Source organism: Reyranella sp. (genome assembly GCF_965279625.1).
In the GTDB taxonomy this organism is placed as follows: domain Bacteria; phylum Pseudomonadota; class Alphaproteobacteria; order Reyranellales; family Reyranellaceae; genus Reyranella.
In genome coordinates, this window is record NZ_OZ257251.1 from 412,510 (window position 1) to 431,156 (window position 18,647).

General features: G+C 64.9%; 17 protein-coding genes and 2 tRNA genes. All 19 read left to right on the plus strand.

Annotated elements, in window-relative coordinates; all coding sequences use genetic code 11:
- Positions 1 to 116: 116 nt before the first annotated feature.
- Positions 117 to 2,516, plus strand: a complete 2,400-nt coding sequence (gene lon, locus ACQY78_RS01850; protein ID WP_428682201.1) for an endopeptidase La — start codon at positions 117 to 119, stop codon at positions 2,514 to 2,516.
- 149 nt (positions 2,517 to 2,665) lie between these two features.
- Positions 2,666 to 2,938, plus strand: a complete 273-nt coding sequence (locus tag ACQY78_RS01855; RefSeq protein WP_425066057.1) for an HU family DNA-binding protein — start codon at positions 2,666 to 2,668, stop codon at positions 2,936 to 2,938.
- A gap of 34 nt (positions 2,939 to 2,972) precedes the next feature.
- Positions 2,973 to 3,047: transfer RNA gene (locus tag ACQY78_RS01860), tRNA-Val, on the plus strand.
- Positions 3,048 to 3,681: 634 nt separating this feature from the next.
- Positions 3,682 to 3,758, plus strand: a tRNA-Asp gene (locus ACQY78_RS01865).
- Positions 3,759 to 3,803: 45 nt separating this feature from the next.
- Positions 3,804 to 4,169 carry an NADH-quinone oxidoreductase subunit A gene (locus ACQY78_RS01870; RefSeq protein WP_068198877.1) on the plus strand — a complete coding sequence of 122 codons (366 nt, stop codon included), beginning with the start codon at positions 3,804 to 3,806 and terminating at the stop codon, positions 4,167 to 4,169.
- Positions 4,160 to 4,693, plus strand: a complete 534-nt coding sequence (locus tag ACQY78_RS01875; RefSeq protein WP_428682204.1) for a NuoB/complex I 20 kDa subunit family protein — start codon at positions 4,160 to 4,162, stop codon at positions 4,691 to 4,693. Before ACQY78_RS01870 ends, ACQY78_RS01875 begins: the two co-directional genes overlap by 10 nt.
- Positions 4,693 to 5,322 (plus strand): NADH-quinone oxidoreductase subunit C, encoded by a 630-nt coding sequence (locus ACQY78_RS01880; RefSeq protein ID WP_428682206.1) that lies wholly within the window; start codon positions 4,693 to 4,695, stop codon positions 5,320 to 5,322. The genes ACQY78_RS01875 and ACQY78_RS01880 overlap by 1 nt, the downstream gene beginning before the upstream one ends.
- 1 nt (position 5,323) lies before the next feature.
- Entirely contained in the window at positions 5,324 to 6,508 is a 1,185-nt protein-coding gene (locus ACQY78_RS01885) for an NADH-quinone oxidoreductase subunit D (protein ID WP_428682208.1), read from the plus strand.
- Positions 6,509 to 6,519: 11 nt separating this feature from the next.
- Positions 6,520 to 7,101 (plus strand): NADH-quinone oxidoreductase subunit NuoE, encoded by a 582-nt coding sequence (gene nuoE, locus ACQY78_RS01890; RefSeq protein WP_428682210.1) that lies wholly within the window; start codon positions 6,520 to 6,522, stop codon positions 7,099 to 7,101.
- Between the two features lie 4 nt (positions 7,102 to 7,105).
- Positions 7,106 to 8,389 carry an NADH-quinone oxidoreductase subunit NuoF gene (gene nuoF, locus ACQY78_RS01895; protein ID WP_428682212.1) on the plus strand — a complete coding sequence of 428 codons (1,284 nt, stop codon included), beginning with the start codon at positions 7,106 to 7,108 and terminating at the stop codon, positions 8,387 to 8,389.
- Between the two features lie 19 nt (positions 8,390 to 8,408).
- Complete coding sequence (nuoG, locus tag ACQY78_RS01900) at positions 8,409 to 10,457, plus strand: NADH-quinone oxidoreductase subunit NuoG (RefSeq protein ID WP_428682214.1); 2,049 nt, start codon at positions 8,409 to 8,411, stop codon at positions 10,455 to 10,457.
- A 16-nt stretch (positions 10,458 to 10,473) separates the two neighbouring features.
- The gene (nuoH, locus tag ACQY78_RS01905) at positions 10,474 to 11,499 is read left to right on the plus strand and encodes an NADH-quinone oxidoreductase subunit NuoH (protein WP_428686312.1); all 1,026 of its coding nucleotides are present in this window, start codon (positions 10,474 to 10,476) and stop codon (positions 11,497 to 11,499) included.
- 12 nt (positions 11,500 to 11,511) lie between these two features.
- A complete protein-coding gene (nuoI, locus tag ACQY78_RS01910; RefSeq protein ID WP_298308953.1) occupies positions 11,512 to 12,000 on the plus strand; it encodes an NADH-quinone oxidoreductase subunit NuoI in 489 nt (162 codons plus the stop codon).
- Between the two features lie 23 nt (positions 12,001 to 12,023).
- Entirely contained in the window at positions 12,024 to 12,638 is a 615-nt protein-coding gene (locus tag ACQY78_RS01915) for an NADH-quinone oxidoreductase subunit J (RefSeq protein ID WP_428682216.1), read from the plus strand.
- Complete coding sequence (gene nuoK, locus ACQY78_RS01920) at positions 12,638 to 12,946, plus strand: NADH-quinone oxidoreductase subunit NuoK (protein WP_422013753.1); 309 nt, start codon at positions 12,638 to 12,640, stop codon at positions 12,944 to 12,946. The genes ACQY78_RS01915 and nuoK overlap by 1 nt, the downstream gene beginning before the upstream one ends.
- A 12-nt stretch (positions 12,947 to 12,958) precedes the next feature.
- Positions 12,959 to 14,926 (plus strand): NADH-quinone oxidoreductase subunit L, encoded by a 1,968-nt coding sequence (nuoL, locus tag ACQY78_RS01925; RefSeq protein WP_428682219.1) that lies wholly within the window; start codon positions 12,959 to 12,961, stop codon positions 14,924 to 14,926.
- A gap of 7 nt (positions 14,927 to 14,933) precedes the next feature.
- Positions 14,934 to 16,448 carry an NADH-quinone oxidoreductase subunit M gene (locus ACQY78_RS01930; RefSeq protein WP_428682221.1) on the plus strand — a complete coding sequence of 505 codons (1,515 nt, stop codon included), beginning with the start codon at positions 14,934 to 14,936 and terminating at the stop codon, positions 16,446 to 16,448.
- 19 nt (positions 16,449 to 16,467) lie between these two features.
- A complete protein-coding gene (nuoN, locus tag ACQY78_RS01935; RefSeq protein ID WP_428682223.1) occupies positions 16,468 to 17,910 on the plus strand; it encodes an NADH-quinone oxidoreductase subunit NuoN in 1,443 nt (480 codons plus the stop codon).
- A 5-nt stretch (positions 17,911 to 17,915) separates the two neighbouring features.
- Entirely contained in the window at positions 17,916 to 18,641 is a 726-nt protein-coding gene (locus tag ACQY78_RS01940; RefSeq protein ID WP_428682225.1) for a biotin--[acetyl-CoA-carboxylase] ligase, read from the plus strand.
- The last annotated feature ends 6 nt before the right edge of the window (positions 18,642 to 18,647 follow it).

Consider the following 18,647-nt stretch of genomic DNA (forward strand, 5'->3'; position numbering starts at 1 on the left):
CTCTGTTCAGGCCAATCTCTGATATCGAGTGCGCGCGTTCGCGTGCCGTGAATTGCCCCTAGGGGGATTCACGGCCGAGGCACGGGTAGCTCTAACAGCGTACGTTGCGAGGCATCATGAACGCCCCCATTCAAGGAACCGTCTATCCCGTCCTGCCGTTGCGCGACATCGTCGTGTTTCCCGGCATGATCGTCCCGCTCTTCGTGGGACGTGAGAAGAGCGTAAAGGCCCTGGAAGAGGTCATGAAGGACGACAAGCAGATCCTGCTGATCGCCCAGAAGAATGCCAGCCAGGACGATCCCGGCCCGGAGGACATCTACACGATCGGTACGCTCGGCACCGTGCTGCAGCTGCTGAAGCTGCCCGACGACACCGTCAAGGTGCTGGTCGAAGGCGGCCGCCGCGTGAAGATCACCGGTTATAACGATCGTGTCGATTTCTTCGAAGCGCGCGCCGTCGATATGGAAGAATCCGCCGGCGACAGCGCGGAGTTGCAGGCTGCTGCCCGCACCGTGGTCTCGGAGTTCGAGAACTACGTCAAGCTGAACAAGAAGGTGCCGCCGGAAGTCGTCGTCTCGATCAACAAGATCGAGGAACCGGCGAAGCTCGCCGACACGATCTCCGCGCATCTGGCGCTCAAGGTCGCCGAGAAGCAGCAGCTTCTCGAACTCGACTCCGTGTCGAAGCGCCTGGAGCGGATCCTCGGCCTGATGGAGGGCGAGATCGGCGTCCTGCAGGTCGAGAAGAAGATCCGTAATCGCGTGAAGCGTCAGATGGAGAAGACGCAGCGCGAGTACTATCTCAACGAACAGATGAAGGCGATCCAGAAGGAGCTTGGCGAGACCGAGGACGGTCGCGACGAGGTTTCCGAGCTGGAGAAGCGCATCAAGAAGACCCGCCTCAGCAAGGAGGCGCGGGAGAAGGCCAACGCCGAAGTGAAGAAGCTGCGGACGATGAGCCCGATGTCGGCCGAGGCGACGGTGGTGCGCAACTACCTCGACTGGCTGCTGTCGATTCCGTGGCGCAAGTCGACCAAGATCATCAAGGACCTGAAGTACGCCGAGGAAATTCTCAACGCCGATCATCACGGCCTCGAGAAGGTGAAGGAACGCATCCTCGAGTACCTCGCGGTCCAGCAGCGCGTCGACAAGATGAAGGGCCCGATCCTGTGCCTCGTCGGTCCTCCCGGCGTCGGCAAGACCTCGCTCGGCAAGTCGATCGCCAAGGCCACCGGTCGCAACTTCGTTCGTATGTCGCTGGGTGGCGTGCGCGACGAGGCGGAGATTCGCGGCCATCGCCGGACCTACATCGGCTCGCTGCCGGGCAAGGTCATCCAGAGCATGAAGAAGGCGAAGTCCTCGAATCCGCTGTTCCTGCTCGATGAGATCGACAAGCTCGGCGCGGATTTCCGCGGCGATCCGTCGTCGGCGCTGCTTGAGGTGCTCGACCCAGAGCAGAACACCTCGTTCAACGACCACTATCTCGAAGTCGACTACGACCTGTCTGACGTGATGTTCATCACGACGGCCAACTCGCTGCGCATGGCGCAGCCGCTGCTGGACCGTATGGAGATCATCCGGCTCGCCGGGTACACCGAGGACGAGAAGGTCGCGATCACGCGCAAGCATCTGATCCCGAAGCAGATCGAGGCGAATGGTCTCAAGGAAAGCGAGATCGAGATCCACGACGACGCGGTGCGCGACCTCGTGCGCTACTACACGCGCGAGGCGGGCGTCCGTAACCTGGAGCGCGAGATCGCCAACCTGGCCCGCAAGGCCACCAAGGAAATCCTCATGAAGGGGACAACCAAGGTGAAGATCGGCCCCAAGAACCTCGAGAAGTATGCCGGCGTCCGGCGCTTCCGCTTCGGCGAGGCCGAGCTCGAGGATCTGGTCGGCATCACGACGGGCCTGGCGTGGACCGAGGTCGGCGGCGAGCTGCTGCAGATCGAGGCCGTGCTGGTTCCGGGACGGGGCCGCATGAGCGTGACCGGCAAGCTGGGTGACGTGATGCAGGAGTCGGTGCAGGCGGCCAACGCCTACGTCCGCTCCCGCGCCCACATGTTCGGCATCAAGTCGAACATCTTCGAGAAGCGCGACATCCACATCCACGTGCCGGAAGGCGCGACGCCGAAGGACGGTCCGTCCGCCGGCGTGGGCATGGTCACCTCGATCGTGTCGGCGCTGACCGGCATCGCGGTGCGCAAGGAAGTGGCGATGACCGGTGAGATCAGCCTGCGCGGGCGGGTCATGCCGATCGGCGGCCTCAAGGAGAAGCTCCTGGCCGCGTTGCGCGGCGGTCTCAAGACCGTGCTCATTCCCAAGGAGAACGAGCGCGATCTGCCGGAGATCCCCGACAACGTGAAGAAGGGCCTGGAGATCGTGCCGGTGTCGACCGTGGACGAGGTACTGGCCCGGGCGCTGGTGAAGCCGCTGGTCGCCATCGAGTGGGTGAACGATCTCGATGCGGTGCCCGCCAAGCCCGCCGAACCGACCGAGGTTGCCCGGGCGCACTGACGCCCCTGCGAGAATGGAATGCGAAGCCCCGGTTGATCCGGGGCTTCGTCGTTTCCACCCAAATCCTGTGATCGGTTTCAGCGCGGCTACAAAATATGGTACAAGGCGATCTCCGGTCTTGAGTTGCCGGACCATCGAGAGGCTCGCCCGTGAACAAGCACGATCTGATTGCCGCCGTCGCCGCTTCGACCAACCTTTCCAAGACGGATGCCGCCAACGCCATCGATGCGATGCTCACGGTCATCACCAAATCCCTCAAGAAGAAGGAAAAGGTCCTTCTCGTCGGGTTCGGAACATTCCAGGTGACGAAGCGTCAGGCGGGCGAGGGGCGCAATCCCCAGACCGGCGAGAAGATCAAGATTCCCGCGGCCATCGTGCCGCGTTTCAAGGCCAGCAAGGCTCTGAAAGACGCGATCAACTAGGCTTTTCCCCGGCTGCTGTGCTAGGACCGGCGGCGGGCGATTAGCTCAGCGGTAGAGCATTCCCTTTACACGGGACTGGTCGGCGGTTCGATCCCGTCATCGCCCACCAACTTGCACGGCCGAGCGGCGGCATGGTGCAGATCGAGGCACGCCTCTGGCCGCTGCCTGGGTGGGGTTACCCACCCTACATGCCGTATCCCCAGACCAAACGCCCCACGGTTCTTTTCCAATGGCCTCTACCGGCCGCCGTCCAAAAGCCAGGCCGATCTCTGCCTGCCCGGAGCCAAGCCCTCGTGGAGGCGTTCCAGACGTTCCGGCGCGAGACAAGGGCGTGAGTGGTTTGGAGCGGCATGGGCTCCAGCTGCGATCCTGAAGGCCTTTGTCCCCAGCCAACCCAGCGCCGCGATGCCGCATCGGGGGCGGGGAGCCTCCGGCCGCTGCCGGCAGATTGGCCTGGGTGCCCGATCCGGAGAGGGGCAGGAGAGTAGGGGGAAGCGCATGAAAGTCCGGCCGGCTAGCGTTTTGGGTTTCCCTGGAATGCAGCGATTCGGGCGGGGTGCGTAGGCGGCGATCGATGCGAGCGAGTCGCAACATCGCTCGCGTGACCGCAATTCTGCCGGTCGTCATACGCCACGCGGAAATTCTCTGAAAATTCCGGCACTTACCGACGACTTAGCAGCTGCGGTATGCTTGACACACAATAGGCCGTCCTATATTTCTCCGCGCGCCGTTTGGGGCTGAAAGCGGGCGTAGTTCAGTTGGTTAGAATGCCGGCCTGTCACGCCGGAGGTCGCGGGTTCGAGTCCCGTCGCTCGCGCCAGCCCAAACACTGGCAGCCCATAACAATTGGGCGCAAGGGGTGGCGATGGAAGCTCTTCTGCGGGAATACCTGCCAATCCTGATCTTCCTGGGACTAGCCTTCGGGCTGGTCTGCGCCATGCTCGGCGGGTCGTATCTGATCGCCCGCCAGAATCCGAACTCGGAGAAACTGTCTCCGTTCGAATGCGGGTTCGCACCGTTCGACGATGCGCGCGGCCAGTTCGACGTCCGGTTCTATCTGGTTGCGATTCTTTTCATCATCTTCGATCTCGAGGTCGCGTTCCTGTTTCCGTGGGCCGTGGCGCTGGGCGACATCGGCCTCTTCGGCTTCTGGTCGATGATGCTCTTCCTCGGCGTGCTGACGGTCGGCTTCATCTACGAATGGCGCAAGGGAGCCCTGGAATGGGAGTGATCACTCCGGCCAAGCCCAACACGGCCGCCGAAGCGGCGCTGTCGCGGGCGCTGAACGACGAGCTGGCCGACAAGGGCTTCGTCGTCGCTCAGCTCGACAAGCTGGTCACCTGGGCGCGCACTGGTTCGATGTGGGGATTGACCTTCGGTCTGGCGTGCTGCGGCGTCGAGATGATTCACTGCTGGATGAGCCGGTACGATCTCGACCGCTTCGGCTTCGCGCCGATGCCGAGCCCGCGCGCCGCCGACGTGATGATCGTGGCCGGGACGCTGACCAACAAGATGGCCCCGGCGCTGCGCAAGGTCTACGACCAGATGGCCGAGCCGCGCTACGTGATCTCGATGGGGTCGTGCGCCAACGGCGGCGGCTACTATCACTACAGCTACTCCGTCGTGCGCGGCTGCGACCGCATCGTGCCGGTCGACATCTACGTGCCGGGCTGCCCGCCGACCGCCGAGGCGCTGCTCTACGGCGTGCTCCAGCTTCAGAAGAAGGTCCGTCGTACGGGCACGCTGGTGCGCTGATGAGCGAGGCTCTCAAGGAACTTGGCGCCCATATCGTCCAGGCTCAGGCGGGTGTGGTTTCAAAGGCTGAAGTTCGCCTTGGCGAACTCATGCTCGAGACGACGCCAGACAAGGTGATTGCGCTTCTCACGTATCTGCGCGACGAGCCGAAGTGCCTGTTCAAGCAGCTGATCGACATCTGCGGCGTCGACTGGCCGGAGCGCGAGAAGCGCTTCGATGTCGTCTACAATCTGCTCAGCCTGAAGAACAACCAGCGCATCCGCGTGAAGCTGATGACCGACGAGACGACGCCGGTGCCGTCGGCCGCCTCGGTCTACAGCTCGGCCGGCTGGTTCGAGCGCGAGACCTACGATCTTTACGGCGTATGGTTTTCGGATCATCCCGACCTGCGCCGGATTCTCACGGATTACGGCTTCGAGGGGCATCCGCTGCGCAAGGATTTCCCGCTGACCGGCTTCGTCGAGCTGCGCTGGGACGACGTGCAGAAGCGCGTAGTCTACGAACCCGTGAAGCTCGCCCAGGAATTTCGTCGCTTCGACTTCCTGAGCCCCTGGGAGGGCGCGCCCCAGATTCTGCCGGGCGACGAGAAGGCCCAGGAAGCGGCCGCGGCGCCGGCGAAGGCGAACTGACATGTCCGACGTCGAAATCAAGACACTGACAATGAACTTCGGGCCGCAGCATCCTGCGGCCCACGGCGTGCTTCGCCTCGTCGTCGAAATGGACGGCGAGATCGTCGAGCGCTGTGATCCGCATATCGGGCTGCTGCATCGTGGCACCGAGAAGCTGATCGAATACAAGAGCTACCTGCAGGCGGTGCCGTACTTCGACCGGCTCGACTACGTCTCGCCAATGAACCAGGAGCACGCCTACGCGCTCGCCGTGGAGAAGCTGCTGGGCATCGAGGCGCCGGAGCGCGGTCAGTACATCCGCGTCCTGTTCTCCGAGATCACGCGCATCCTCAACCATCTGCTGAACGTCACGACCTTCGCGATGGACGTCGGTGCGCTGACGCCGCCGCTCTGGGGCTTCGAGCAGCGCGAGTTGCTGATGGAGTACTACGAGCAGGTCAGCGGCTCGCGCATGCACGCGGCCTATTTCCGGCCGGGCGGCGTCCATCAGGACCTGCCGGCGGGCATGCTCGATTCGATGGATGGATGGATCAAGCAGTTCTATCCGTTCATGAAGGACATCGAGAACCTGCTGAACGACAACCGCATCTTCCGCCAGCGCACCGTCGATATCGGTATCGTGTCGGCCGAACAGGCGCTCGACTGGGGCTTTTCGGGACCGCTGATCCGCGCCTCGGGCCTGCCGTGGGACCTGCGCAAGTCGCAGCCCTACGACGTCTACGACCGCATGGATTTCGACATTCCGGTCGGCAAGACTGGCGACTGCTATGCGCGTTACCTCGTGCGCATCGAGGAAATGTACCAGGCCGTCCGCATCATGGAGCAGTGCATCGCAGCGCTGCGCAAGGTCGGCGGCCCGGTGCGCGTCGATGACCGCAAGATCTCGCCGCCGCGCCGGGGTGAGATGAAGGGCTCGATGGAAGCGCTGATCCATCACTTCAAGCTCTACACCGAGGGCTACAAGGTGCCCGCCGGCGAGACCTACACGGCGGTCGAGGCGCCCAAGGGCGAGTTCGGCGTCTATCTCGTGTCCGACGGCACCAACAAGCCCTACCGCTGCAAGATCCGCGCTCCCGGGTTTCCGCACCTGCAGGCGCTCGACATGATGACCAAGGGACACCAGCTCGCCGACATGTCGGCGAACATCGGCTCGCTCGACATCGTGTTCGGCGAGATCGACCGCTAGGAGACGATGCGATGGCGATGATCACCGCCGACCCCAAGGACGTCCCTCAGGTCGCGCACTTTGCCTTCACGCCCGAGTACATGGCGAAGGTCGAGGAGCAGATTGCCCATTATCCGCCGGGCCGTCAGGCGAGCGCCGTGATCGCGGTGCTGGATCTGGCACAGCGCCAGCAGGGCTGGCTGCCGCGCGCGGCGATGAACGAGGTGGCGCGCCTCCTCGATATGGCGCCGATCCGCGTCTACGAGATCGCGACCTTCTATACGATGTTCCAGCTGCGCCCGAAGGGTAAGTACCTGCTGCAGGTCTGCACTACGACGCCGTGCTGGCTGCGCGGCTCGGATGCGGTGATGAAGGCCTGCCAGCATGCCGCCGACGGCGAGACGTTCAGCGTGCAGGAGGTCGAGTGCCTCGGCGGCTGCGTCAATGCGCCGGTCGTGCAGATCAACGACGATTTCTACGAGGACCTCGACGAGGCCTCGATGAACAAGGTGCTCGACGCGTTCCGGCGCGGCGAGACGCCGAAGCCCGGACCGCAGGTGGACCGCCAGACGTCGGCGCCCGAAGGCGGACTGACAACGCTGAAGGGCGAATAGAACGATGCTCGGCGACAAGGACCGCATCTTCACCAATCTTTACGGCGCCCAGGACTGGCGCCTGGCCGGCGCCCGCGCGCGCGGCGCCTGGGACAATACCAAGGCGCTGATCGAGAAGGGCCAGGACTGGATCATCGACGAGATGAAGAAGTCCGGCCTGCGCGGTCGCGGCGGCGCCGGCTTCCCGACCGGCATGAAGTGGTCCTTCATGCCCAAGGAAGTGAAGGACCGGCCGCACTATCTGGTCGTCAACGCCGACGAGTCGGAGCCGGGCACCTGCAAGGATCGCGACATCATGCGTCACGATCCGCACCTGCTGATCGAGGGCTGCCTGATCGCGGGCTTCGCGATGCGCGCCCACGCCGGGTACATCTACGTGCGCGGCGAGTTTTACAACGAGGCGCAGCATCTGATCGCGGCGATCAAGGAGGCCTATGACGCGGGCCTGCTCGGCAAGAACGCCTGCGGCTCGGGCTGGGATTTCGACCTCTACGTCCATCGCGGCGCCGGCGCCTATATCTGCGGCGAGGAAACGGCGCTGCTCGAGAGCCTCGAGGGCAAGAAGGGGATGCCGCGGCTGAAGCCGCCGTTCCCGGCGGGCGCCGGCCTCTATGGCTGCCCGACCACCGTGAACAACGTCGAGTCGATCGCCGTCGCCCCGACCATCCTGCGCCGCGGCGCAGCCTGGTTCGCGGGCATCGGCCGCCCCAACAACACCGGCACCAAGCTCTTCTGCATCTCCGGCCACGTGAACCGGCCGTGCAACGTCGAAGAGGAGATGGGCATTCCCCTCCGCGAGCTGATCGAGCGTCATTGCGGCGGCGTGCGCGGCGGCTGGGACAATCTCCTGGCGGTGATCCCGGGCGGCGCCTCGGTGCCGCTGCTGCCCAAGGCGATCTGCGACACCCAGTTGATGGACTTCGACTCGCTGCGCGACCAGCGCTCGGGCCTCGGAACCGCGGCGGTCATCGTCATGGACAAGTCGACCGACGTGGTTAAGGCGATCGCGCGGCTCAGCTACTTCTACAAGCACGAGAGCTGCGGCCAGTGCACGCCGTGCCGCGAGGGCACCGGCTGGATGTGGCGCGTGATGGAGCGGATGGTAACGGGCAACGCTCGCATCGAGGAGATCGACGCGCTCGAGGACGTCACCAAGCAGGTGGAAGGCCACACGATCTGCGCGCTGGGCGACGCGGCGGCGTGGCCGATCCAGGGCCTGATCCGGCATTTCCGGCCCGAGATGGAGCGCCGCATCCGCGCGCGCACCGAAAAACTGGCAGCCGAGTAGGCGGGGCGGGGAGCAGGCAATGCCCAAGGTCAAGATCGACGGCGTCGAGTTGGAGGTGCCTGCCGGCATCACCGTGCTGCAGGCCTGTGAGCTGGCGGGCGTCGAGATTCCGCGCTTCTGCTACCACGACCGGCTGTCGATCGCCGGCAACTGCCGGATGTGCCTCGTCGAGGTGAAGCCCGGCCCGCCGAAGCCGCAGGCGAGCTGCGCACTGCCGGTCGCCGACAAGCAGGAGATCTTCACCCAGACCCCGACCGTGCAGAAGGCGCGCAAGGGCGTGATGGAATTCCTGCTGATCAACCATCCGCTGGATTGCCCGATCTGCGACCAGGGCGGCGAGTGCGACCTGCAGGATCAGGCGATGGCCTACGGTTTCGACCGCAGCCGGTATCACGAGAACAAGCGCGCGGTGCCGGACAAGGAACTCGGGCCACTCGTGAAGACGTCGATGAACCGCTGCATCCATTGCACGCGCTGCATCCGCTTCGCGACCGAGGTCGCGGGCGTCGAGCAGCTCGGCGCCACGGGCCGCGGCGAGAGCATGGAAGTCACGACCTATGTCGAGCAGGCGCTGTCGACCGAGCTCGCCGGCAACTTGGTCGATCTCTGCCCGGTCGGCGCGCTGACCTCGAAGCCCTACGCCTTCGAGGCGCGCCCCTGGGAACTGACCAAGACCGAGTCGGTCGACGTGCTGGACGCGCTGGGCTCCAACATCCGCATCGACATGCGCGGTGCGCAGGTCATGCGCGTGCTGCCGCGTCTTAACGACGACGTGAACGAGGAGTGGATCTCCGATAAGACCCGCCACGCGATCGACGGGCTGCGCCATCAGCGGCTGGATCGTCCCTATGTCCGCACCAAGGGCAAGCTCGTGGAGGCGACCTGGGATCAGGCATTCGCCGCCATCGCCGCCAAGCTGAACGGTCTGGAGGGGAGCAAGATTGCGGCGATCATCGGCGACCAGTGCGATGCCGAGTCGATGGTGGCGCTCAAGGATCTCATGGCTTCGCTGGGCTCGCCCAACGTCGACTGCCGCCAGGACGGCGCCAAGCTCGACGGGCCGCGCGGAAGCTACATCTTCAATGCGGGCGTTCGCGGCATCGACCAGGCGGACGCCATCCTGCTGATCGGCACCAACCCGCGCACCGAGGCGCCGGTTCTCAATGCCCGCATCCGCAAGCGCTATCTTCACGGCAAGTGCCCGGTCGCGAGCATCGGCACCGCCGAAGACCTGACCTATTCGGTCGAGCGGCTGGGCGCCGGTCCCGCGACCTTGCGGGAGCTGGTTGACGGCAAGCTCGGCTTCTTCGAGAAGCTCAAGGGCGCGAAGAACCCGCTGATCGTCGTTGGCATGGGCGCGCTCGCCCGTAAAGACGGCGCTGCAGTACTGGCGATGGCGTACGAGCTCGCTGGTAAGCTGAACGCGGTACGCGACGACTGGAACGGCTTCGCCGTGCTGCACACGGCGGCGGCGCGCGTCGGCGGCCTCGATCTCGGCCTGGTGCCGGGCGAGGGCGGCCGCGATGTCGCCGGCATTCTGGAAGGCTGCCAGAAGAAGGAGATCGAAGCGGTCTTCCTCCTCGCGGCCGACGAAATCGATACGACCAAGCTCGGCAAGGCTTTCGTGATCTATCAGGGGCATCACGGTGACGCCGGCGCCCATCGCGCCGACGTGATCCTGCCGGGTGCCGCCTATACCGAGAAGCCCGGCATCTACGTGAACACCGAAGGCCGCGTGCAGGTCGGTCGCCGCGCCGGCTATCCGCCGGGCGATGCCCGCGAGGACTGGGCGATCCTGCGCGCGCTTTCGGAGCGGCTGGGCAAGACGCTGCCGTACGACACGCTGCATCAGGTCCGTGCGCGGCTCGTCGCCGTTAACAAGGTCTTTGCGGCGATCGACCAGCAGGCGCCCGGCGCCTGGGGACCGGTCGGCAAGCCGGGCGCGACCAGCGATGCGCCGCTCAAGTCGGCGGTGCCGAACTTCTACATGACCTGCCCGATCAGCCGCGCGTCGAAGACCATGGCCGACTGCATGGTCTCGCGGGCGCATCTCATGGCGGCGGAGTAGGGGCATGTACGCCGATCTGATCAGCTTCTTCACGACGAACTGGCTGGGCATGGCGATCGTCATGCTGGCGCAGTGCCTTGCGGTGACCGTGCCGCTGCTGGTGTCCGTGGCCTACATGACCTACGTCGACCGCAAGGTCTGGGCCTCGATCCAGTTGCGCCGCGGCCCCAACGTGGTCGGTGCGTTCGGTCTGCTGCAGCCCTTCGCCGACGGTCTGAAGCTGGTGCTCAAGGAGACGATCGTCCCGTCGAGCGCCAACGGCGTCCTGTTCATCATCGCGCCGATGATCGCCTTCATGACGGCCCTGGTCGCCTGGGCGGTGGTGCCGTTCGACAACGGCTGGGTCATCGCCGACATCAACGTCGGCATCCTCTATCTCTTCGCCATCTCGTCGCTGGGCGTCTACGGCATCATCATCGCGGGCTGGGCCTCGAACTCGAAGTACGCCTTCCTGGGCGCCCTGCGCTCGGCGGCGCAGATGGTGTCCTACGAGGTCTCGATCGGATTCGTGCTGATCACCGTCCTGCTCTGCGTCGGCTCGCTCAACCTGTCGCAGGTCGTGCTGGCCCAGTCCGGCTGGTTCTGGAACTGGTTCTGGCTGCCGCTGCTGCCGATGTTCGTGATCTTCTTCATCTCGGCGCTCGCCGAGACGAACCGCACGCCGTTCGACCTGCCGATGTCGGAAGCCGAGCTGGTGGCGGGCTTCCACACCGAATATTCGGCCATGACCTTCGGCCTGTTCTTCCTCGGCGAATACGCCAACATGATCCTGCTCTCGGCCCTGGGCGCGGTCCTGTTCCTGGGCGGCTGGCATTCCCCGATCCCCTATGCACCGTTCACGCTCGTGCCGGGCGTGATCTGGTTTGCCCTCAAGATCGCTTTCCTGCTGTTCATCTTCAGCTGGACCAAGGGCACGCTGCCTCGCTACCGCTACGATCAGCTGATGCGGCTGGGCTGGAAGGTGTTCCTGCCCGTGTCGCTGGGCTGGGTCGTCCTCACCGCTGCCGTCCTGACGTTCGGCGGCTGGCTGCCGAAGCCCTAGGAGCAATCGCCAATGGCTTCCCTCGACCGTACCGCGCGCGCCTTCCTGCTCACCGAGCTGCTGGCGGGCTTTGCCCTCACCCTGAAGTACATGTTCAAGCCCAAGGTGACGGTGAATTATCCCTACGAGAAGGGCCCGCTCAGCCCGCGCTTCCGCGGCGAGCATGCGCTGCGCCGCTATCCGAACGGCGAAGAGCGCTGCATCGCCTGCAAGCTCTGCGAGGCGATCTGCCCGGCGCAGGCCATCACCATCGAGGCCGAGCCGCGCGACGATGGCAGCCGCCGTACGACGCGCTACGACATCGACATGACGAAATGCATCTATTGCGGATTCTGCCAGGAAGCCTGTCCGGTCGATGCGATCGTGGAGGGTCCGAACTTCGAGTTCTCGACCGAGACGCGCGAGGAACTCATGTACAACAAGGATAAGCTGCTCGCGAACGGCGACCGCTGGGAAACCTTGATCGCGGCGAACCTCCATTCCGAAGCGGCGTATCGCTGAGCCGGGCGGGGGAGAGACAGATCATGATACTCCAGGCCCTGGCCTTCTACGTCTTTGCCGCGATCACGGTGGCTGCCGCCGCCATGGTCGTGGTTTCGCGCAATCCCGTCTATTCGGTGCTGTTCCTGATCCTGGCGTTCTTCAACGCCGCGGGGCTGTTCCTGCTGATCGGCGCCGAGTTCATCGCGATGATCCTGGTCATCGTCTATGTCGGCGCGGTGGCGGTGCTCTTCCTCTTCGTCGTCATGATGCTCGACATCAACCTCACCGAGCTGCGGGAGGGTTTCCTCGATTACTTCCCGGTGGGCGCGCTGATCGGCGCGGTTCTGTTCGCCGAGCTGCTGCTGGGCGTCGGCATCATTGGCGCCGGCTCGACCACCGTCGCGGGCCTGAACGCGCACGGCGCCCAGGTGATGGCGATCGACAATACGCGGGCCATCGGGCGGGTTCTCTACACCCAGTATTTCTACCTCTTCCAGGTGGCTGGTCTGGTGCTGCTGGTCGCCATGATCGGCGCCATCGTGCTCACCCTGCGCAGCCGGCCGGGCGTCCGCCGCCAGAAGGCGGGCGAGCAGATCAACCGCACCAGGGAACAGTCGATCACCGTGGTCAAAGTGCCGACCCGGGGAGGGGTGTGATGACGATCGGGCTGGGCCACTACCTCACGGTCGCCGCCGTGCTGTTCACGATGGGCATCCTCGGCATCTTCCTCAACCGCAAGAACGTCATCGTGATCCTGATGTGCGTCGAGCTGATGCTGCTCGCGGTGAACATCAACCTGGTGGCCTTCTCGGTCTTCCAGGGCAATGTCGTCGGGCAAGTTTTCGCCCTGCTGGTGCTGACCGTGGCCGCCGCCGAGGCGGCGATCGGGCTGGCGATCCTGGTGGTCTACTTCCGTAACCGCGGAACGATCGAAGTCGAAGACATCAACGCGATGAAGGGCTAGGGCGCACTCATCATGGATCTCGCCATCAAGCTCATCGTCTTCCTGCCGCTGGTCGCGGCAGCGATTGCCGGTCTTTTCTGCCGCGTGATCGGCGCCCGCCCGGCGCAGATCGTGACCTGCGCGGCGCTGCTGATCGCGGCAGCCCTCTCGGTCTTCGTCTTCGTCAAGATCGGCTTCGGGACGGAGAAGCTGATCGTCATCAAGCTTTTCTCCTGGATGGAATCGGGGACGCTCGACATCTCCTGGGCGCTGCGCGTCGACACGCTGACCGCCGTCATGCTGATCGTGGTGACCGGCGTGTCGTCGATGGTCCACATCTACTCCATCGGTTACATGGAGGACGATCCCAGCATCCCGCGCTTCATGGCTTATCTCAGCCTGTTCACCTTCTTCATGCTGATGCTGGTGACGGCCGACAACCTCGTGCAGCTGTTCTTCGGCTGGGAAGGGGTGGGCCTCGCTTCCTACCTGCTGATCGGCTTCTGGTACGACAAGCCCTCGGCCAACGCCGCGGCGATGAAAGCCTTCATCGTGAACCGGGTCGGCGACTTCGGCTTCGCCCTGGGCATCTTCGCGGTCTGGATGCTGTCGGGCTCGGTGGGCTTCGAGGAGATCTTCGGCAAGGCGCCGCAGATGGCGCAGATGCGCATCCAGTTCCTCGGCATGGACCTGCCGGCGCTGGAGACCGCCTGCCTGCTGCTGTTCGTCGGCGCCATGGGCAAGTCGGCCCAGCTCGGCCTGCACACATGGCTGCCCGACGCGATGGAAGGCCCGACCCCGGTGTCGGCGCTGATCCATGCCGCCACCATGGTCACGGCCGGCGTCTTCATGGTCTGCCGCCTGTCGCCGCTGTTCGAGCTGGCGCCGACCGCCTCGATGGTCGTAACGATCATCGGCGCGCTCACCGCGTTCTTCGCCGCGACCGTCGGCCTGACCCAGTTCGACATCAAGCGGGTCGTCGCCTATTCGACCTGCAGCCAGCTCGGCTACATGTTCTTTGCCTGCGGAGTCGGCGGCTACTCGGCCGCCATGTTCCACCTCACGACGCATGCCTTCTTCAAGGCGCTGCTGTTCCTGGGGTCGGGCTCGGTGATCCACTGCCTCCATCACGAGCAGGACATGCGGAAGATGGGTGGCGTGCGCGAGAAGGCGCCCCAGACCTTCATCCTGATGTGGGTCGGCACGCTGGCGCTGTCGGGCATCGGCATCCCGTTCATCCTGGGCAACGGCCTGGGTTTCGCGGGCTTCTACTCCAAGGACATCATGCTGGAGTCGGCCTACGGCACGCATACGACGGTCGGCGTCTTCGCCTACTGGATGGGCGTGGTCGCCGCCTTCATGACAGCCTTCTATTCGACCCGCCTGATGTTCATGACCTTCTATGGCAAGTATCGCGGCGACCATCACACCTGGGACCACGCCCACGAATCGCCGATCGTCATGATGATCCCGCTCTACGTGCTGGGCATCGGCGCGGCGTTCTCGGGCCTGGTCGGCTACGACTGGTTCGTCGGCCACGACTGGCACGCCTTCTGGGGCCATTCGCTCGCCGTGAAGGCCACGGAAGAGGTCCTGCACCACGCCCACGAAGTGCCGCTGTGGGTTAAGCTGATGCCGCTGGCGCTCGCCATCGCCGGCATCGCGCTCAGCTACTACTACTACGTCGTGCGCACCGACATGCCGGCGCGCACGGTCAGGGCGTTCCCGCGCCTGCACGACTTCTTCTACAACAAGTGGTACTTCGACGAACTCTACGATGCGGTGTTCGTGAAGCCCTCGCTGGCCATCGGCCGCTTCCTCTGGAAGAAGGGCGACGGCGCCGTGATCGACGGGCTCGGCCCCGATAATGTCGCGGCGCGAGCGCAGGACATGGCGGGCATTCTGATGCGCTTCCAGAGCGGCTATCTCTATCACTACGCGTTCGTGATGCTGGTCGGCGTCGCCGGTCTCGTCACCTATTTCATGCTGTCGGCGAGGTAAGGCCCCGATGTCGAGCTGGCCCATCCTCTCCCTGGTCACGTTCCTGCCTTTGGTGGGGGCGTTCTTCTGCCTGATCGTCAGCGGCCCGAAAGAGGCCGTCGACCGCAACTGTCGCAGCGTGGCGATCGTCACCACGACGGTAACCTTCCTGATCTCGCTGCTCTTGTGGATCCGGTTCGATCCGACGAAGGCGGGTTTCCAGTTCGAAGAGAAGGTCGCGTGGGTGCCTGCCCTCAATATCGGCTACCACGCCGGTATCGACGGCATCTCGCTGTTCTTCGTGCTGCTCTCGACCCTGCTGACTCCGATCTGCATCCTGGCGAGCTGGGAATCGGTCAAGGTTCGCGTCAAGGAGTACATGATCGCGTTTCTCGTGCTCGAGACCTTCATGGTCGGCATGTTCTGCGCGCTCGACCTGGCACTGTTCTACATCTTCTTCGAAGGCGTCCTCATTCCGATGTTCCTGATCATCGGCGTGTGGGGCGGCAAGCGGCGCGTCTACGCGGCCTTCAAGTTCTTCCTCTACACGCTGCTCGGCTCGGTGCTGATGCTGCTGGCGATCATCGCCGTCTACGGCCAGGTCGGCACCACGGACCTGCCGACGGTCATGGAGAAGCTCGACCTGCCGTTCACCTGGCAGTGCTGGCTGTGGCTGGCCTTCTTCGCCTCCTTCGCGGTGAAGGTGCCGATGTGGCCGGTCCACACCTGGCTGCCGGACGCTCACGTCGAGGCGCCGACCGCGGGCTCCGTGATCCTGGCCGGCGTGCTGCTGAAGATGGGCGGTTACGGCTTCCTGCGCTTCTCGATCCCGTTGTTTCCCGAGGCGACGCAGTATTTCGCGCCGATGGTCTTCGGCCTCTCCCTCGTGGCCGTGATCTACACCTCGCTGGTCGCGCTGGTGCAGGAGGACATGAAGAAGCTGATCGCCTATTCGTCGGTGGCCCACATGGGCTTCGTGACGATCGGCGCCTTCGTCATGAACATGCAGGGCGTGCAGGGCTCGATCTTCCAGATGCTGAGCCATGGCATCGTGTCGGCCGCGCTCTTCCTCTGCGTCGGCGTGGTCTACGACCGCATGCATACCCGCGAGATCGCAGCCTATGGCGGCCTCGTGCATCGCATGCCGCGCTACGCCTTCACCTTCCTGTTCTTCACGCTGGCCAGCGTCGGTCTGCCCGGCCTGTCGGGCTTCGTCGGCGAGTTCCTGGTTCTGCTGGGCGCCTTCAAGGCCAACACCTGGGTGGCCTTCCTGGCCGCCACCAGCCTGATCCTGGGCGCCGCCTACGCGCTGTGGCTCTATCGCAAGATCGTCTTCGGCGAACTCACCAAGGACTCGCTCAAGGGCATCCTCGACATGAACGGCCGGGAGATCGCGATCTTCCTGCCGCTCGTGTTGCTGACGATCTGGATGGGCGTCTATCCCAATTCCTTCCTCGACCCGATGGCGCCGGCGGTGGACAAGCTGATCGGCGACTATCAGGCGGCTTTGAAGCTCGCCCGCACCGCGGCGCTGGTACCGTGAGCGGCCGGGAGTAATGAACATGATCGTCGGTCTCGAATCCTGGACCCTGGCCCGGCCGGAAATCTTCCTCGCGGCGGCCACCGCACTGCTGCTCATCTACGGTGTCGTCCGGGGTGAAATCGCCACGCCGTTCGTCTCGGTGGCGACCTCGGTCGCCCTGCTGGCGACGGCGGCGCTGCTGTTCCTGCCGTATCGTGAAGGGACGGCCTTTTCCTCGCTGTTCATCGTCGACCGGCTGACCGCGACCATGAAGGCGATGGTGCTGGTGGGCTCCGCCATCGCCATCCTGATGTCGCGTGCCTATTTCGAGCAGGCGAAGGCCTGGCGCTTCGAGTATCCGGTACTGGTCGCCCTGGCGACGCTCGGCATGATGCTGATGATCTCGGCCAACGACCTGATGGCGCTGTATGTCGGCCTCGAGCTGCAGTCACTGGCGCTCTACGTCATCGCCGCGTTCCAGCGAGACAGCGTGCGGTCGACCGAGGCGGGCGTGAAGTACTTCGTCCTGGGCTCGGTCGCCTCGGGCATGCTGCTGTTCGGCTCGTCACTGATCTACGGCTTCTGCGGCGGCACGGCCTTCGTGCAGATCTCGGGCGCGCTGGCCGACGGCCGCGCGACGGAAATCGGGGTGATCATCGGCCTGGTGTTCGTGGTTGCCGGTCTTGCCTTCAAGGTCTCGGCGGTGCCATTCCATATGTGGACGCCGGACGTCTACGAGGGCGCCCCGACGCCGGTGACGGCCCTGTTCGCGGTGGCTCCCAAGATCGCCGCCCTGTCTCTGCTGGTGTCGGTCCTGATGGGCCCGTTCAAGCCGCTGTTCGCGCAGTGGCAGCAGATCATCGTCGTGGCCTCGGTGCTCTCGATGGCGCTGGGTGCCTTCGCGGCGCTCCGCCAGCAGAACATCAAGCGTCTGATGGCCTATTCGTCGATCGGCAATGTCGGCTACATCCTGCTGGGCGTCGCCAGCGGCACGGAGATCGGCATCCAGGCGGTGGTCTTCTATCTTGCCATCTACCTGGTCATGACGCTCGGCGTCTTCGCCACCATCCTGATGATGAAGCGCCGCAACATCATGGTCGAGCAGGTCTCCGATCTCGCGGGCCTCGCGCGCAGCCAGCCAATGATGGCGCTGGGCATGCTGATCTTCATGTTCTCGCTGGCCGGCATCCCGCCGCTCGCGGGCTTCTGGGGCAAGCTCTACATCTTCATGGCCGCGGTCGAGGCCAAGCTGTTCGTACCCGCCGTGCTGGGCGTGCTCGCCTCCGTGGTGGCGTCGTACTACTACCTGCGCATCGTGAAGGTGATGTACTTCGACGAACCGGCCGAGGCGATCGACCGGCCGGCGTTCGGCGTCAACCGCGTGGTGGCGCTGGTCGCGGCCTTCCTGATCGCCATCTTCTCCCTGGTTCCCCAGCCCCTCAGCGTGATCGCCGAAGCGGCCGCCAAGGGCCTGTTCCAGTGACCTTGATGCCCGTCCTCCCGGACGGGTGGACGCTGGTTGCGCTTCAGAGCGTCGGCAGCACCAACGACGAGGCCATCCGCCTGGCCGATGCCGGCGCCCCCGAGGGCACGGTCGTCTGGGCGCGCGAGCAGTCGGGGGGCCGCGGACGGAGGGGCCGTAACTGGGCGTCTCCGGTCGGCAATCTCTACAGTTCCACGGTCCTGCGGCCCGGCTGCATGGCGCAGCGCGCCGCCGAGTTGGGCTTCGTCGCGGCCCTCGCGGTCGGCGACCTCGTTCCGGCGGATCGAAGCGTGCGCCTGAAATGGCCCAACGACGTGCTGGTCGACGGTGGCAAGGTCGCCGGCATCCTGCTGGAGAGTGCGATCGGACAGGACGGGCAGGTCGAGCACGTCGTGGCCGGCATCGGCGTGAACGTCACCTTCGCGCCGCAGCTGCCTGAGATGCGCTATCCGGGTGCGGCGCTGGGCGGCACGGTCGAGGCGGCGCTGGAAGGTCTCACACGCGCGCTGGCGAACCGGCTGGCGCAATGGCGCCGGGACGGGTTCGAGACGGTGCGCCGCGAATGGCTGGCCAAGGCAGGGCCGTTGGGGGCGGAGGTCGACGTCCGGCTGGGCGAGGGGCTCGTCCGCGGCCGGTTCGCCGGGCTGGACCGCGAGGGTGCACTTCTGCTCGATACGGCAGAGGGCCCGCGCAAGATCGTCTCGGGTGAATTGCTGGGCCGGGCGGCCTGAGGAGAG